This window comes from Shewanella sp. A32 (genome assembly GCF_029167175.1).
GTDB classification, from domain to species: Bacteria; Pseudomonadota; Gammaproteobacteria; order Enterobacterales; family Shewanellaceae; genus Shewanella; species Shewanella yunxiaonensis.
The window spans coordinates 359,301-375,672 of record NZ_JARFTS010000001.1 but is presented as its reverse complement, the minus strand read 5'-3'; the positions used below and the strand labels follow the sequence as shown (position 1 = coordinate 375,672).

Below are 16,372 nucleotides of genomic sequence, written 5' to 3'. Positions count from 1 at the left end.
CTTACAGGAACTCTTCGCTACCGCCACCGCCGAGCATAATTTCGCCGGCATCTGACAGGCGGCGGGCAATAGACAGGATCTCTTTCTGTGCCACTTCCACTTCACTGACCCTCACAGGGCCCATCGCTTCCAGATCATCACGCATCAATTCTGCAGCACGTTTTGACATGTTATTAAAGATCTTCTCGCGCAACTGATCATCGGTCCCCTTCAGCGCTTTCATCAATACATCCTGCTGAACTTCACGCAGCAAGGCTTGCATACCACGATCGTCGACATCGATAAGGTTTTCGAAGACAAACATCAGATCCTGGATCTGCTGTGCCATCTCTTCGTCGGATTCGCGCAGCGTTTCCATCAACTGACTTTCGACGGCGGTATCCAGGTAGTTCATGATATTGGCAGCCGCCTTGAGGCCACCCATCTTTGCGGCCTGTGCGCCGCCCTGACCAGCGAACTGTTTTTCCATGATATCGTTCAGTTCCTGCAACGCCGCCGGTTGAACTTCTTCGAGGTTAGCAATGCGCATCATCAGATCGAGGCGCGTATTTTCCGGGAACTGCGCAAAGATCTGCGCCGCCTGATCCGGTTCCAGATAGGACAGCACAATAGTTTGAATTTGCGGATGTTCATTCTGAATGATGCTGGCAACCTGACGTGCATCCATCCATTTCAGCGAATCCAGACCTTTAGCACCACTGCCCATCACAATCTGTTCAATCAGATTGCCGGCTTTATCTTCACCCAAGGCGGCGGTTAACGCTTTACGGATAAACTCCTGGCTATTGAAGCCGATAGAAGAATACTTCTGAATGTCGTCCAGGAATAACTTGTGCACTGCTGTCACGCGTTCCTGACCAAACTCCTGCATATTGGCCATCGCCATCCCCACTTTCTGTACCTGTTTGGGTTCCAGATGTTTAAGGATCGATGCCGCATCTGCTTCACTCAGGCTCAACAGCAATATCGCAGTTTTATCGACGCCACTGAGAGACTTCACATCAAAATTGCTAGGCACTCTGGCCTCTTCGTTATTTGCCATCGTCTTGTAACCAGTTTTTCACGACTTGAGTGGAGAGTTCAGGTTCATTTGCCACCAGCGCCCGGATGGCCTTAATCATATCATCATCTTTGTGCAGATCCGGGATTAAGATGGAACCATCTTCGGCGTAACTGTATTCAGCATCCGGCTTATGCAGCATTCCCAAAGTATCAGCAGCATACTGATCTTCAATGTCCGCTAGCTCATGGCCTATTTGAGGCTCATCCGGCATTTTTGAATCGTCAGCGAAAAGGAGTTTTTTCACCACGGGTTTCACCACGAATAACACCAGCATCAATATGGCTAACCCGCCTAACACCATTTTCATGGCGCGCCAAAACCACTCCTGTTCCCACAAAGGCACTGGCGGTAACGGCTCCACTAACTGATCCATGAACGGAACCGTCACCACCTCAATAACATCACCGCGTTCACTGTTATAACCGATGGCGCCTTCCAGCAAACGCCGGATATTCGCCATTTCGGCTTCAGTACGCGGCACCCGAGTGGTGTTGCCGTTCGCATCGGCGGAACCGGATTTGAAGTCTATCGCGACCGAGACACTCACACGGCGGACATTCCCCACCTGCTGCTTGGTGTGGCTGATTGTGGTGTCGAGCTCATAGTTACGAGTCGCCTCGTTGTGACTGCTGCTGGATGTGGGCTTTTCAGTGCTGTCACCGGTGGCTTTTTGGGGAATATTCGAGGCCGCTGGCGGTTGATTGCTGAGAGCCCCAGGAACGCCGCCGTTAACGCCATTAACCGATTTGTTATCGACGGTCATTTCACTGCGCAGTGCCGGCAAATCCGGGTTGAAATGTTTGGCGGTCTGCTCAACCGCCGTAAAGTCCATATTCACATCGACCTGTGAGGTAAAGTTCTCCGGGCCGAGGATTGGGATCAAAATGGAATCGATTTTATTGCGATATTCCTGTTCTTTCTGCTGGATCAGGTCCAGCTCACGACGAGCGCGGGCGGATACCGCATCCTGACTGCCAGAATTCAATAGCCGACCACTGGCGTCAGTCACGGTGACTTTACTTGGGTCCATGCCATGAACCGCAGAGGCCACGATATCTACAATGGAATCAACTTCTTCCTGGCCCAAGCCACCTTTACGGGTGGTTACCACCACCGTGGCACTGGGTTCGGCACGGGTACGCGCAAATACGTTTTCCTTCGGCAGCGCCAGGATCACTTTGGCGCGACTGACACTGTTCAGCTCTTCAATGGCATGAGCCAGATTCATTTCCTGGCTGTGTTGCAGACGCGCCTGCTCCATCCGCTGACTAACACCAAAACCTGAGTCTTGGTTCAGAAAATCTTTGTCTTCATTGCTGGTAGAAACCCCGGAGCGACTGAGCAGCAATTTGACCTGTTGGTATTGATCTTCCGGGACTTTAATAACGTCGACATCAATCTTGTAAGGAATACGGTTTTTATCGAGGACATCCAGCACCTGAACCTGCTGATCGGTATCCATTTTGCCCAATGGTCGATACTCAGGCTCCTGGGCCCAGATCATGATAAATACCGCCAGCGCCAGGCAAATCGCCAGCGCCAGGATCATCGTGACCTGACGCAGCATATCGACACTGCCCAGCATCCCCATCACACCGGATTTATTTTCCTGCTGTGCACCGCTGCTGGTAGTAGGAAGAGAGGCGCTGTTTTCCGCTACTAATTCTGTACTCACGTTGGATTCCTGCTTTCGTGGCTAGCCGGTTTAAACCGGCATACTCATGATTTCTTTGTAAGCTTCCACCAGCTTATTGCGCACCTGCACGGTTGCTTCAAAAGCCACGCTGGCTTTCTCTCTGGCAATGACGGTATCTGACAGACTGACGCTGGTATCGCCCATGTCCAGACGAGTAGCCAGGTTAGACGAGGTATTTTGCAGTTCACTGACATGGCCAACGGCCTGACTCAACAAGTCCGCAAAATCTGCTCCGCTGGTGTTACCCACCTGCCGCAGCGATGAAGGGGCAATGGAATTAGGTGATATTTCACCTTTAATTGACTGCATTTCCTGCAGTAGAGGGTTGCCACCGATCTGCATGCTTTGGTCTCCCGTCGTCAGCCATTTGACGGCTTAGCTATTGATAACGGAGGTAATGCAAAAAGGTTGCCAATGGTTACACCTATGCAACATCGACGCGTTGACTGCATAAGAAAGCGGCAGCGCGATGGCTGCCGGTATCATTGATGCTGAGGTTAGGCGGGAAGTTCGATGCCCATCTCTCGCATGCGCGCCATTTTATAGCGTAAGGTTCTGGCACTGATCCCGAGTTTTTCGGCGACCAGTTTACGACTGCCATTACACTGGTTAAGGGTTTCCAGGATGATCATATGTTCCTGCGCCTTGAGTTCGTCCCCCAACCCCTCCGGCCCATCATATGCCTGAGGTTCTGACGTCAGATTTACGTCTTGCAGATCAATAATAATATCCGCCGCTTCAATGACGTTATTGCGCTGCAAAATCAGTGCTCGCTGAATAACATTATCCAGTTCGCGCACGTTACCCGGCCAGCGATGGCTCAACAATCGACGAATGGCGGTATCTGAAAAAGTCGGTACTGGATGAATACCGCCGCTGCGCGCATGACGCGACAGCAGATGTTTTGCTAATGGCACAATGTCGCCCGGACGTTGATTCAGCGCAGGCCAGGATAATGGGAATACGTTGATGCGATAATAGAGATCCTCGCGAAAATCCCCCTTGGCCGCCATTTCCTTCAAATCACGGTTGGAGGTTGCCAGAACCCTGACATCCAGCTTGATGGTTTTACGGCCGCCGAGTCGCTCAACTTCTCGCTCTTGCAATACGCGCAGAAGTTTTGCCTGCAAGCCAAGGTCCATCTCCGAGATTTCATCCAATAACAAAGTCCCGGACTGTGCCTGCTCAAACTTGCCGGGACAGGCCTGATAAGCCCCGGTAAAGGCCCCTTTTTCATAACCAAACAGGGTCGCTTCCAGCATATTCTCCGGAATGGCCGCACAGTTAATCGCAACAAATGGCGCTTCACTTCTGGGACTTTTCTGATGAATATAACGCGCCAGCACTTCTTTACCGGAACCACTCGGGCCGAGGATCATGACCGAGGCTTCAGACGCTGCCACGCGAGCTGCGAGCTCCAGCAGTGCGACACTCTTGTCATCGGCCACCACCGGTTCACCGGCATCTGCTTTGGGTCGCAAATAACGACTGACCTGGTTCAGCAGCACTTCTGGGGCAAACGGTTTTGCCAGATAATCGACCGCGCCTAATTTAATTGCACTTACCGCACTATCAATGGTGGCATAAGCAGTCATCAGCAACACCGGTATCTGCGAGTGATGCTGCTGCAGATAATCTAACAAGCCCATACCGCCAATTCCCGGCATCTGTATGTCACTGATCACCATATCAAACTGGCATTTTTTTAACGCCATGATGGCTTCTTCGGCGTTGGCAACATCCACACACTGGTAGCTTGCAATCAGCAATGTATCCAATAAGGCTTCGCGCAGGGATGCATCGTCTTCGACTAACAGGATCCTGATATCATTCATACCGTGCGGTCTCCATTGGCATTGTCGTTGCTGTCGACCATGGGTAACGAGAGGGTAAAACTGCAGCCTTTTTGTGGCTCACAACTGAGCGATAGCTGGCCGCCATGACTTTTTATTACCGATTGCACCACCGCCAATCCGAGTCCGGTACCATGGGTTTTCGTGGTATAAAACGGTTCCAGCACTTTGCGCTGTAATTTCTTTTCGAGACCATGACCATTATCGATGACGGTCAGGCTGACATATTGAGCATCACGCGTCAGGCGTAACACAATGTGATTGGCTTCGGCTTCAATGCTGTTCATCACCAGATTATTAATGGCGGAACTGAGGCCATAAAGATTAGCGAGGACTTCACCGTCGTGCTGTAAATCAGCCTCGAGAACCACCCGTTTTTTCTCACAAATGGCTTCACAGTTAGCCATCACTCGATTCACCACTTCCGACATCGCCACGCGTTCACCAACCTGCTCCTGTTTACCGCGCGCGATCAGCAACATATCGTTGACTTGTCGTTCCAGCTCTCCAAGGCGATCGAGCAGTTTTTCCTGAAAGCGATGACGAGAAGGCTCATCCAGACGAGGATTGCCAAGATTCGCTGCATATAGCAAAGCCGAGGATAATGGCGTGCGGATCTGATGCGCCAAATTGGCAACCATTTTCCCTAGCGCCGATAACCGCTGTAAGTGCGATAAATTTTGCTGCAGTAAACGGGTTTCGGTTAAGTCAGTGATCATAATCAGCTGACCAGGTTCCGGTGTGAGGGGGGTAATTGCGAGTTTTACGCGACGGCCATTGCGCAGAGAGACTTCATGACCATCATCCTTGCGCGGCGCAAATGAACGGTTAATGATGCTGAGCCAACGCTCGCCCACCAGCGGAATATCCAGCAGTGACGCCGCCACAGGATTAGCATCAGTGACAATGCCGTCGCCATTGAGGATAACCACCCCAGAAGGCATCGCCTGCAGAATATGTTCCATTCGATTGGACATATTGGCGGCTGCCTTGACCTGAATCCATTCATGCCCACGATGGGAAATGGTTTCCAGTTGTGCAAGCGAATTGGCTGCCATATCAACCCCGTCAAAAAAATGCTATTAACGAGGTAAAAGCAGAATCTATGCCAAAAAATAATCTTTATGAATCAAGTAAATGCTGATTATTCTTTGGTCATGCCATACTTGCGCATCTTTTCTACCAGCGTAGTACGACGGATCCCGAGCATTTCCGCGGCGCGGGCAACCACATTGTCTTGTTGATCCAAGGCTTGGCGGATCATATCAATCTCCAGCTCAGCCAACAGGTCTTTCAGATTCACCCCTTCCGGAGGTAATTCACTGGGGAAGCGGGTTTCTGGAATTTCTACCGGTTCTTCATCATTGAAGATTGACGCCAGCGCATCACGCTCCTGCATCTCTTCATTGACATCAACGGAGTACTCCGGCACATCAATATGGCGATACTTAATCGGCAAATCGTTAACATCGACCAAACCACCGGGATAGAGGATAGTTAAGCGCTCAACCAAATTAGACAGCTCGCGCACGTTACCGGCCCAGTCATGTTCCTTCAACGAATCAATGGCTCGCTGAGTAAAGCGCACACGGCCTTTGCCTTCATTAAATACCCGGCTGACCAATTCTTGCAGTAATAATGGAATGTCGTCTTTGCGCTGCGTTAACGGCGGCATTTCAATCGGGAAAACATTAAGCCGATAATACAGATCTTCGCGGAACTCACCCGCTTCAATCATGGCTTCTAAATTTCGATGAGTGGCAGCAACAACCCGGACATTGGCTTGAATCGCTTTGGCACTTCCCACGCGTTCAAATACTCTTTCCTGCAATACCCGTAACAGTTTTACTTGCATCTGTAACGGCATATCACCGATTTCATCTAAAAACAGCGTGCCACCTTCGGCAAGTTCAAAACGGCCTTTACGGGCACTGATGGCACCGGTAAACGAGCCTTTTTCATGACCAAATAGTTCGCTTTCCAACAAGTCCGGCGGAATAGCACCGCAGTTAACCGGAATAAACGGCCCATCACGACGATCAGAAAGATAATGAATATTACGTGCGACGACTTCTTTACCGGTACCGGAAGGCCCGGTCACTAATACGGTCGCACCGGATTCGGCGACTTGATTAATCAGATGACGAACCTGGGCAATACCATCACTGCGGCCGACAAGACTACGGAACAATTTGGTCTGGTTAGCACTGGTGGGCACTTGAGGGCGTTTAATCTGACCGAACACCTGGCAGTAATGCAACAGTTCGGTGACTTGCGTGTAACTCAGCGGCTCTTCAATGATACCTAAGACATTGGACGCACTGGGCGTCACCTTGCCAAAACTCAGAAATGGTTGCCACGGAATACGGGTGAGCAGCATAGTGATCTGCGCTTCGGTGAGACACTCAGGCAGTAAAATCAGTGCCCGGCAACGCAACTCTGGAGTCAGCTTTTCTGCCACATCTGCGGCAATAACATCCACCTGTTCCCCAATGAACTCCAACACACAAGACAAGCGACTGGAACGCTCCGATGGATTGCCGACAAGTAAAATTCGTTGATCTGTTTGCATCATTCAGTAGGCCGCTACGGTCTGATAATTATAGGAAATTATTAATCTAGTTGTTTTTGTGTGTCCAAAACTTAGCGCGAGACACAACTTATTATTCACGTTTATAGCGAAAGCCACAGCCATGCTGAATATTGTATTATCAGCAAGACATTAGCAACCCCGCAATCGCTTTTATGTCTCAAACAGAGAGATTTTAGACCATTTTGAAAGCGCTTACCGGCCACAGTGTCAAAATCTCGACGCTTGTTAAAATACAGGCGCCGATTATGGCGCCTGTATCATGGAAATTTTGAGATTATGCCGGCTCTTTATTCGCCGTAATATAATGCTTGTCTGCCGGAATCGCGTCCCACGCTTCTTTTATTTCGCGCAAGATAGCGGACACATCATCCAGTGCCTGAGGATCATTGTTAATATTGGCTTCGGAAATCTTTCTTAGCGAAAAATCATACAAGCGATCCAGATTGCCAGCAATATCGCCACCAGCATCCATATTGAGACTGTTTTTCAGACCGGTGATTATCCCAATAGCTTTATTGATATAAAGCCCTTTAGCCTCAAGATTATTCTGTTCGATAGCAAAACGTCCTTGAGCCAATCGCTCTAATGCGCCATTAAACATCAATTGAATAACTCGATGTGGCGAAGCTACTGCAATTTCGCTTTCCAATGAGACTTTACGATATGACTGCAGTGAACCTCTCATATGTACCTACCTGTTCGCATCAACTGATTTATAGACATTGAGCTGGCGTTTACCTTTTTGCATCACTGAGAGTAAATCTTGACGTTGCTGTAAAATCTTCTTTGCTTTTTCTTCGAATTTTTTTGATAGCAGCAACTGCCTTTTAAGTAGTTGCTTGTCTTTAATTTCACTCAGATACATTGACAGCAAATTTTGACGCCTGCTAACCACATCTTGCAAATTTGAGACCAATACTTCTGTATTTTCATCATCAACAGGCAACGAAAGTATTTCATCCATAAGAATGCCTAACTCTTTGTTAAGCTCATCTAACTGCGTTTCGTTAACCATTTTATACCTTTATAACTTAACCACTCACAACACCAGGCAATGATGCTAACGCACTAGTAACACTTGAACTTTGAGAATTCAACTGTGCGACAACTAAGTCCATAGCATTGAATTGCTTTGTCAGACGCGCCTGTAATAGTTCCATCTGCCTATCCAGAGCATCGCGCTGATCTTGAATACGATTTGTTTCGTTAGTATAGGAAGTATTGCGGCTATCAATTAATCCGCCAGATTTAACATATCCCTCGACCAAACTATCAAGTGAAGTCGCAATACCACCATCACTTGATGCAAACAAAGACTCTATTCCATTCATATTATTTGAAAGAGCGTCATCCAGCTTAGTGGAGTCAACAGACAACTTACCGTATCGGTCAGTGGAGATGCCGATGTCATATAATGCAATTGAACCACTATCAGTGGAAATTCGATTGCTTAATCTGCTGCGTAATTGTGACTCCAAGGAACGAACAAGCGAGTCTCCTTGCAAAGCGCCTGCAGTGTCGGTATCAGCATCGTAAGAGGAAAGAGAGCTGATTTTATCCATCAAGGTGTTGTAAGCATCTACAAAGTTTTGGATATTAGTCTTTACACCATCATTATCCTGAGCGATGGTCAAGGTTGTCGTTTGGCCTGAATCGGCACTGGTAAGATCGAGTGTGACACCCGAAATAGCATTTTCTATGGTATTACTCTGAGATGTCAGCTTCTGCCCATCAATATATACAACGGCATCTTGGGCGGATTGCAGTTCTTGGAGATTTCCGGTGCCAAACATATCAGATAAACCAGTCCCTGAAGTATCAGTTGCTGTTACTGACATTTGATTATCGGTGCCTGTGTTATCTGAAGTAAACACTAACCGACTGCCACTATCTGTATTGATAATGGTTGCCGTAACGCCAGCATTATCAGAAGCACGGTTAATTTTATCTGCAATATCTGACAATGTATCAGTACTGGCTATATCAACGGAAAAGCTATTCCCGTTGACAGAAAAGGCCAAACTCCCGGCACCTACTGTAGAAGATGAATCTATTGCAGAGACACCAGCAAGCTTCTGGGATCTTGCCAATGTGTCAACACTTATATTGTAAGAGCCAGCTTTAGAGTTTTCATCTGCGGTAGCCGTAAAATAACTGTCACTACTTTGAGTAACAGTGCGTAAATTTAAAGCAGCACCAGAATTCAACTTATCTATAGCATCTTGGAAGGATGACAGAGCGCTTTTAAGAGTACCTATGGCTGATACCTTGGAGTCGATGGTACTTTCTTTATTATCGAGTAAGGTTTTCTTGGGGGTACGTTCCGCATCCACCAAAGTTTGCACGATAGTCGAAATATCCAGTCCAGAACCAATTCCCGTTGCTGTAAGAGCCATAAATTCCTCTCTTTAATACTCTCTATGCCTGCGTTTTCATCAGTAGACCGTCGGCAACCTCTGAAAGTTTAGCTGCCAATTTTAACGCTTCATCCGAAGGTATCTGTCGGATTACATCCCCGGACTCAATATCGAAAACACTGACAACATTTTCCCCAGACTGCTCATCCACACGAAACTGCAATCCCTTACGCATCATTTCCATCGTCTGAGATAATTGCTCTGTAACACTTTGCAAATTATCTTGTGATTTCGCCCCACTTTGCTGATTTTGCGCCTGAGTTGAACCCTCATTTGCATTTACATTCTTTGTCTTTTGCTGATTTTGCGAATCCTGCCCTGCCGCAATTGTAGCTCCAGATGAAGCTATATTCACACCGGTGTTTACAGCTACCGCATTGGACGCACTGATGCTCAGATCACTCATCATTATCTCCATTTCAGTATCAAATACTGATATTAGCAAAAAAGCGAAAAGGGAGCTTCGCGTCACCGAACCTCCCTCATTACTTGTTTCAGAATAATCCTGAAGCTAATGACTTACAGCAGAGACAGCGCAATTTGAGGCAACTGGTTCGCTTGCGACAACATGGCCGCACCAGTCTGCTGCAATACTTGACTCTTGGTCATAGAAGAAGTTTCTTTGGCAAAATCCACATCCACAATACGGCTCTTAGCATCAGCGACATTCGCCTGTACGTTCTGACTGTTACTGATGTTATAAGACAAGCGGTTCTGTACCGCACCTAACTTACCACGCTGGGAATCGATGGCACTAATTGCGGCATCAATTTTGGTCAGTGCGGCACTTCTACCCGCGGCTGTGCCGATCGCCAAAGAGGCAACTGAAAGAGAGGTTGAATCCATTTTAGCGACAGATACAGAAATGACTTCATCACCCTGATGGCCAACCTGAAACACTTTGCCAGACGCAAAATCACCATTTAATAACTTGGTATCGCCAAAAGCGGTACTGCCACCGATTGCATTGATTTCATCACGTAACGCATTCATTTCCTCCTGGATGGAAGACAAATCTGCGCTACTGTTAGCACCGTTAGCTGATTGTACGGTCAAATCACGCATACGTTGCAGCATGTTGGTTTGCTCCTGCATCGCGCCTTCAGAGATCTGCGCGATAGAGATAGCATCATTGGCGTTACGCATACCAACATCCAGACCACTCACTTGGCTACTCAAGCGGTCAGATATCGCTAAACCTGCTGCGTCGTCTTTAGCACTGTTGATACGCAGACCAGATGACAAACGCTCCATAGAAGTTGCCAGAGCACTGTTGGTGTGATTTAAGTTTTTCTGGGCCTTCAAAGAAGTGACGTTGGTATTAACTGTAATTGCCATAATAATTTCCTCTTCTACCTGACTTTGGGAAAACGAGCCTGTCTTCTAACTTGAGCCAGGCGGATCTAACGGGTTACAGTTTATATAACGGCATTAACTTCCAGAGCTTTAGAAATTTTTATAGAGAAATTTTAAAACTTTTTAATTCTTTGTATCCAAACAAATAGTCCATGGTTGTTCACCATGGACTAAATACAAAGACTACCCATTTATTACTGTAGTAAGCTTAAGGCAATCTGTGGTAACTGATTTGCTTGCGACAACATAGCAGCCCCCGTTTGCTGAAGCACCTGATTCTTAGTCATAGCGGAAGTTTCTTTGGCAAAATCTACGTCCACAATACGGCTCTTAGCATCTGCGACGTTCGCTTGGGTATTTTGGCTATTGCTAATATTATAGGACAAGCGGTTCTGTACCGCACCTAACTTACCACGCTGGGTATCGATGGATTTAATTGCGGCATCGATTTTGGTCAGTGCGGCACTTCTACCCGCGGCTGAGTTGACCGCTAGAGAAGCAACAGACAAAGAAGTTGAGTCCATTTTACCAACAGAGACAGAAATGACTTCATCACCTTGATGGCCAACCTGGAACACTTTGCCAGACGCAAAATCACCATTTAATAACTTGGTATCGCCAAAAGCGGTACTGCCACCGATTGCAGAGATTTCATCACGTAACGCATTCATTTCCTCCTGGATGGAAGACAAATCTGCGGTACTGTTAGCACCGTTAGCTGCTTGTACCGTCAAATCACGCATACGTTGCAGCATGTTGGTTTGCTCCTGCATCGCACCTTCAGAGATCTGCGCGATGGAGATAGCATCGTTAGCATTACGAATCCCAACATCCAAGCCACGGACCTGACTATTCAGTCGATCGGAGATTGCCAGCCCAGCCGCATCATCTTTGGCGCTATTGATCCGCAGACCAGATGACAAACGCTCCATTGAAGTGGACAAAGCATCTTTGGAAGTATTTAGATTTTTCTGTGCCTTCATAGAAGTCACATTGGTATTAACAGTAATAGCCATGTAAAGTTCCTCTTCCTAGTTTTTACGCCAAGACTTGGAGCTTGGCTACCTTAAGTTAACAAGTTGTTTGTGTGTCTGTGACGCAATCAATCGGCTATAAAGCTGTTAACTCATCACGACAAATAATCAAATAACGACACTGTGCCGACCTGACTAAATAGGGTTGATACCGCATTCATGGCCAGTTGTTGTTTCTGGTATTCGGACACTGCCGAGGCATAATCCAGATCCTGTAACACTGACAAAGCAGAGTTGTTTACCAGTTCAGTGTCTGAGTGGTTACTGGCATAGTTATCCAGTGCACTGAGACTCGTTCCCGCCTGACTGCGACCAATACGGATCTGATCTACGCCACTATCGAAATTATTCAAAAGCTGTGCCAACTGTGATTGACCGGCTGCGGTATTGATAGTGTCGCCGTCTTCAAACAAGGTGATGGCTTGTTGTACTGTGTCAAAAATGCTGGTGGTCGACTGTGGTTGTATGGAAAAACTGTCACCGGCACTTGGGGTTCCGTTAAGCGTCAGGTCTACGCCATTAACCGAGATTGGCGTTGTAGGGTCATAGTTATTGATGGTTTTAACCAGATTGCTAGCACCATCCAGAATTTGCACATCAATGCCACCACTGCCGTTATCAAGAAAATTAAAGCTGTAGTCATCGGGGATATAACTGGTTGGATCGGTTATCTTTGCTGACGTTACGGAAAAATCACCGCTCTGGGCCGCCGAATAATTGACGCTAAAGTCACCCATCGCATTGGGAGCATTCATAAACGCCGCATCGCCAGCAACATTGGTTGGCATCGCCACGCCCGCGGCCACTAATGCAGTACGCACATCACTGTTGCCGCTGTACACCATGTTGCCATTGTTATCGAACGCAAATGGCTGGGTATCACTTTTAGTCCCGGCAAACAGATAGTTACCGGCCTCGTCCTGAGAATTGGCAATGGTTTGCAGTTGGTCGAGGCTTTGACGCAATTCATCGGCAATACTTTGCCGCTCGTCATCGGTGTAAGTACCGTTAACAGCCGCCAGCATCCGATCACGAATTGACATGGATAAGGTTTCGGCATCACTTAGCTGGCTTTCGGTCAACGATAAATGCTGGTTGGCATAATTGATGTTTTTCTGGAATTGCTGAATTAACGAATTCTGTTGTGTCAGATTATCGATTCCAATCGCCGCGACCGGATCATCCCCCGCAGTATTGACCCGCTGACCACTGGCGATTTGATCCATCAGTTTGCTGGTTTGCGTCTGATTTTTATTGAGGCTGCTGATGTTCTGGTTATACATCTGTGCGGTGGATATACGCATAATCACCACTCCTATTGCACGGCATTGAATAAGGTGTCAAAAATCGAATTGGCGGTAGTCATCACCCGTGCTGAGGCCATATACGCCTGCTGAAACTTCATCAGGTTGGCCGCTTCTTCATCAAGGTTGACGCCGGATTCAGACTGCATCCGGTTATATGCCTGGTCGTAGATGCTCTGGGCAGAATTCATACTGACTTCAGCCGCTTTAGTCTGGCTGCCCACATCCAATTTGGTTTGCTGGAACACGTCCGCCAAGGTTGCGTTACCGCCTTCCATGATTTTGCTGTCAGCAAGGTCTGCCATTGCGATAGCGTTGCTGTTATCACCAACCGCAAGACTGAGATCGAAGGTGTAACTATTGGTACCACTGGCCGGTAAAGCATCTACTTGAAAAGTAAAACCGTTGTCGCTGATTTGTGGCGGGGTACCGGTTGTTGTGCCGGTAGTAACGACTGCACCATAGGCATCCGTTGCGGTGTAGTTTCCCAACGCATCGATGGTGTAAGTGAGTTCACTACCGGTCCCGGGGAAATTAGTGTCGGCACGGTTATCGATACTGACCAGTGATGCCACCGCACTGCTCGCGTTAGCCGTGCCGGCAGTGATTTTAGGTGATGCAGCGGCCAATCCTTTCGGATCGGTCATTTCCACCTGCAGAGTTCCGGCAGCATTGGCGGTCGGTCTGATTTCAAAGCGATCGCCAGCAGCTAAAGCGCCCGTATCAATATTGAGGGTAAAACCGTCAGCACTTTGCAACGCGGAACCATTCAGTGTGAGATTAGCAACGGCGCCGGTCTGATTATTGGTTAGCTCGTATGTCCCGCTAGTGGTGTAACGTAGCTGATAGCTATCGCCGGTCAATGCACCGACATCATCAATAGTCGCACTGAGGACGGCAGTGCCACCATTACCGGTATACGCCCCAACCCGTCCCTGCGCCATCAGCGGATCGTTGATATCGGTAAAAATATTCTGGCCGACCTGACCGTTCAGATCGAAGCCTTGTGACTGCAGCGTATTAAAAGCATCGGCAACACCAAGCGCCATTTGCCCTAACTGCTGAGATGCTGGCTGCAGGGTATTATCGCGATAGTCATACAGGGCTCCCAACTGCCCGCCGAGTTTTGATGGATCCACTTTTAAGGTGGTGTTGCCGAGGGTATAGGTTAACGCTGACTTTGTCGGATAGGGATCGCCCGTCGTGGTGCCCATCGACATGGCAACTTCACCGGACACCAACATAAAGGAGCTGCCCATCATGATGCTACGACCGCCGTTGTCTAACGGAATGACGTTAACTTCGGCATATTGACTCAGCTCTTTGATCAACGAGTCCTGTTTATCCAGTAACTGCGGATCGGGTGTGTCTGTTTTCATCAGTTCCTGGTTGATGTTAGCCATCTCTTTACTGATCTCATTGATGCGATCAGTGATGCCGGAAATTTCATCATTGGTTTGGTTCATCTCACTGTCGAGATAGCCATCCATCTGATTAAAATTGGCCGCAAGTTGTTGTGCGGAACTGAGTACCGTCTGACGGATTCCGGTATCAGAAGGTTGATCAGCTAAGTCATTAAGACTCGAGAAAAAGCCGTCGAGCGAAGACGTCAATGTACTGCCGGTATTGGAGAGCATCTGATCCAAGCCACTCAGTTTGTTGTAACTCATCTCAGCGGTGCTCAGTGTCGTCTGGCCTATGCGTAATTCTCTGGCAGCAAAATCGTTATATATCCGTTTAACATCCGCGACATAAGTGCCAGTGCCATAGTAATTTCCCCCAAGATATTGAGAGTCCTGGGTGGCTTGCGTCGCGACCTGACGGCTATAGCCGTCAGTGTTGACATTGCTGATATTATTACTGGTCACGCCAATCTGGGACTGCGCTGCCAGCACCCCAGACCGTGCGATATTCAACAAATCAACCGACATGACACTCGCTCCTTAACCGGTGGCAGTTACTGACTGCCAGCCCCTTGTGTAAACTGCCCCAAGTCACTTTTGATGCTCTGCATCACCTTGATCACCTTGCTCGCATACTGCGGATCGGTGGCATAACCCGCTTCAGCCAGACCGCGCACATACTGCACCGGATCGGCTGCGGCAGCTCTCGCCTTGCTATAGCGACCATTTTGGGAAATCAACGACACATAATCGTTGAAGCTCTCTTTTAGATTGTCATAGACCCGGAATATGGCATTCTCACGGACCGGAGTCCCCTGTTCATATTCGGTGGTAGACGCATTAGTACTCGCGCCTGACCAACGTGGGTCAGCCTTGATATTGAACAAATTATTGCTAGGCTGACCATCTGATGTTTTCACCATTTTCTGGCCCCAGCCGGTTTCCAACGCCGATTGTGCCAGTATGACTTCCGGTGTCGTCCCCAATTTCTCCGCTGCATCGCGAGCATAGGGGTACAGCACTTTGACAAAATCTTCCTGCGAGCCAATCGCGCCGGTGTTGTCCGGCAACACTTTGCCGCTTAAAATACTGTCCAGCGTGTCATAATCCAGCGTTCCGGCAGTTTTTGGCTGCTGACTTACGGCTGGGATCTGGGTCTGTACCCTGCTGGCATCGCTGGTCTCAGCAGCAACGCGCTGTTTCACCGGCACGTTAAACGTCATCGAGGTATCTGACGCAACAGCTGCCTTATCAGATACCTTCGGCGTTGGGGCCTCAGCAGATAACAAAGGCTCACCGTTGGTACTGCGCATCACTGAAGCGGGCGTGATCCCGGAGTCCTGAGGATCCAGTTGTTGCACCATCAAATCCGCCAGGCCCAACATGCCTTTTTGCGAGAGATCCACGGACATCTGCTGGTCGTGCATCTGTTCATAAAATTTGGTGTACTGCGAGTTAAACGGACTGTCTGATTCAAATGCAGCGTTGGCATCACGCATGCTCTTCATCAGCATCTGCACAAAAATGCTTTCAAACTGCTGCGCCACCTGTTTGAGCGCTGACTTCTGATCTTTCTGGGCCTTGATACGCAAGTTATCCAGGCCGGAAAGATCCAGAAATTGTGATGAGTTGGAAAGTTGGTCCATTGTGAAG

General features: G+C 48.3%; 15 protein-coding genes. All 15 read right to left on the bottom strand.

Annotated elements, in window-relative coordinates; all coding sequences use genetic code 11:
- Position 1: 1 nt before the first annotated feature.
- Positions 2–1,042, bottom strand: coding sequence for a flagellar motor switch protein FliG (fliG, locus tag PY479_RS01635; RefSeq protein ID WP_212595863.1), 1,041 nt, complete (start codon positions 1,040–1,042; stop codon positions 2–4).
- The gene (gene fliF, locus PY479_RS01630; protein WP_212595862.1) at positions 1,032–2,738 is read right to left on the bottom strand and encodes a flagellar basal-body MS-ring/collar protein FliF; all 1,707 of its coding nucleotides are present in this window, start codon (positions 2,736–2,738) and stop codon (positions 1,032–1,034) included. Before fliF ends, fliG begins: the two co-directional genes overlap by 11 nt.
- A gap of 30 nt (positions 2,739–2,768) precedes the next feature.
- Positions 2,769–3,101: a flagellar hook-basal body complex protein FliE gene (gene fliE, locus PY479_RS01625; RefSeq protein ID WP_212595861.1), complete on the bottom strand. Its 333-nt coding sequence runs from the start codon at positions 3,099–3,101 to the stop codon at positions 2,769–2,771.
- A 155-nt stretch (positions 3,102–3,256) separates the two neighbouring features.
- Positions 3,257–4,594 (bottom strand): sigma-54 dependent transcriptional regulator, encoded by a 1,338-nt coding sequence (locus tag PY479_RS01620; protein WP_275482655.1) that lies wholly within the window; start codon positions 4,592–4,594, stop codon positions 3,257–3,259.
- Positions 4,591–5,670 (bottom strand): HAMP domain-containing sensor histidine kinase, encoded by a 1,080-nt coding sequence (locus tag PY479_RS01615; RefSeq protein WP_275482654.1) that lies wholly within the window; start codon positions 5,668–5,670, stop codon positions 4,591–4,593. Before PY479_RS01615 ends, PY479_RS01620 begins: the two co-directional genes overlap by 4 nt.
- Before the next feature lie 86 nt (positions 5,671–5,756).
- A complete protein-coding gene (locus PY479_RS01610) occupies positions 5,757–7,187 on the bottom strand; it encodes a sigma-54-dependent Fis family transcriptional regulator (protein ID WP_275482653.1) in 1,431 nt (476 codons plus the stop codon).
- Between the two features lie 292 nt (positions 7,188–7,479).
- Positions 7,480–7,890, bottom strand: coding sequence for a flagellar export chaperone FliS (gene fliS / locus PY479_RS01605; RefSeq protein ID WP_275482652.1), 411 nt, complete (start codon positions 7,888–7,890; stop codon positions 7,480–7,482).
- A 6-nt stretch (positions 7,891–7,896) separates the two neighbouring features.
- Positions 7,897–8,220, bottom strand: coding sequence for a hypothetical protein (locus PY479_RS01600; protein ID WP_275482651.1), 324 nt, complete (start codon positions 8,218–8,220; stop codon positions 7,897–7,899).
- A 16-nt stretch (positions 8,221–8,236) separates the two neighbouring features.
- The gene (gene fliD / locus PY479_RS01595) at positions 8,237–9,601 is read right to left on the bottom strand and encodes a flagellar filament capping protein FliD (protein WP_275482650.1); all 1,365 of its coding nucleotides are present in this window, start codon (positions 9,599–9,601) and stop codon (positions 8,237–8,239) included.
- A gap of 22 nt (positions 9,602–9,623) precedes the next feature.
- Positions 9,624–10,031, bottom strand: coding sequence for a flagellar protein FlaG (locus tag PY479_RS01590; protein WP_343377242.1), 408 nt, complete (start codon positions 10,029–10,031; stop codon positions 9,624–9,626).
- Positions 10,032–10,141: 110 nt separating this feature from the next.
- Complete coding sequence (locus tag PY479_RS01585; protein WP_275482649.1) at positions 10,142–10,960, bottom strand: flagellin; 819 nt, start codon at positions 10,958–10,960, stop codon at positions 10,142–10,144.
- Between the two features lie 212 nt (positions 10,961–11,172).
- Positions 11,173–11,994 carry a flagellin gene (locus PY479_RS01580; RefSeq protein ID WP_275482648.1) on the bottom strand — a complete coding sequence of 274 codons (822 nt, stop codon included), beginning with the start codon at positions 11,992–11,994 and terminating at the stop codon, positions 11,173–11,175.
- Between the two features lie 113 nt (positions 11,995–12,107).
- Positions 12,108–13,316, bottom strand: coding sequence for a flagellar hook-associated protein FlgL (gene flgL, locus PY479_RS01575; RefSeq protein WP_275482647.1), 1,209 nt, complete (start codon positions 13,314–13,316; stop codon positions 12,108–12,110).
- A gap of 11 nt (positions 13,317–13,327) precedes the next feature.
- Positions 13,328–15,247, bottom strand: a complete 1,920-nt coding sequence (gene flgK / locus PY479_RS01570; RefSeq protein ID WP_275482646.1) for a flagellar hook-associated protein FlgK — start codon at positions 15,245–15,247, stop codon at positions 13,328–13,330.
- 26 nt (positions 15,248–15,273) lie between these two features.
- Entirely contained in the window at positions 15,274–16,365 is a 1,092-nt protein-coding gene (gene flgJ, locus PY479_RS01565; protein ID WP_275482645.1) for a flagellar assembly peptidoglycan hydrolase FlgJ, read from the bottom strand.
- Positions 16,366–16,372: the final 7 nt, after the last annotated feature.

What these genes read in the sequence shown, in the direction of transcription:
- fliG (WP_212595863.1), bottom strand. Translation starts at nt 1,042, where the DNA reads ATGGCAAATAACGAAGAGGCCAGAGTGCCTAGCAATTTTGATGTGAAG.
- fliE (WP_212595861.1), bottom strand. Translation starts at nt 3,101, where the DNA reads ATGCAGATCGGTGGCAACCCTCTACTGCAGGAAATGCAGTCAATTAAA.
- PY479_RS01620 (WP_275482655.1), bottom strand. Translation starts at nt 4,594, where the DNA reads ATGAATGATATCAGGATCCTGTTAGTCGAAGACGATGCATCCCTGCGC.
- PY479_RS01615 (WP_275482654.1), bottom strand. Translation starts at nt 5,670, where the DNA reads ATGGCAGCCAATTCGCTTGCACAACTGGAAACCATTTCCCATCGTGGG.
- PY479_RS01610 (WP_275482653.1), bottom strand. Translation starts at nt 7,187, where the DNA reads ATGATGCAAACAGATCAACGAATTTTACTTGTCGGCAATCCATCGGAG.
- fliS (WP_275482652.1), bottom strand. Translation starts at nt 7,890, where the DNA reads ATGAGAGGTTCACTGCAGTCATATCGTAAAGTCTCATTGGAAAGCGAA.
- PY479_RS01600 (WP_275482651.1), bottom strand. Translation starts at nt 8,220, where the DNA reads ATGGTTAACGAAACGCAGTTAGATGAGCTTAACAAAGAGTTAGGCATT.
- fliD (WP_275482650.1), bottom strand. Translation starts at nt 9,601, where the DNA reads ATGGCTCTTACAGCAACGGGAATTGGTTCTGGACTGGATATTTCGACT.
- PY479_RS01590 (WP_343377242.1), bottom strand. Translation starts at nt 10,031, where the DNA reads ATGATGAGTGATCTGAGCATCAGTGCGTCCAATGCGGTAGCTGTAAAC.
- PY479_RS01585 (WP_275482649.1), bottom strand. Translation starts at nt 10,960, where the DNA reads ATGGCAATTACAGTTAATACCAACGTCACTTCTTTGAAGGCCCAGAAA.
- PY479_RS01580 (WP_275482648.1), bottom strand. Translation starts at nt 11,994, where the DNA reads ATGGCTATTACTGTTAATACCAATGTGACTTCTATGAAGGCACAGAAA.
- flgL (WP_275482647.1), bottom strand. Translation starts at nt 13,316, where the DNA reads ATGCGTATATCCACCGCACAGATGTATAACCAGAACATCAGCAGCCTC.
- flgK (WP_275482646.1), bottom strand. Translation starts at nt 15,247, where the DNA reads ATGTCGGTTGATTTGTTGAATATCGCACGGTCTGGGGTGCTGGCAGCG.
- flgJ (WP_275482645.1), bottom strand. Translation starts at nt 16,365, where the DNA reads ATGGACCAACTTTCCAACTCATCACAATTTCTGGATCTTTCCGGCCTG.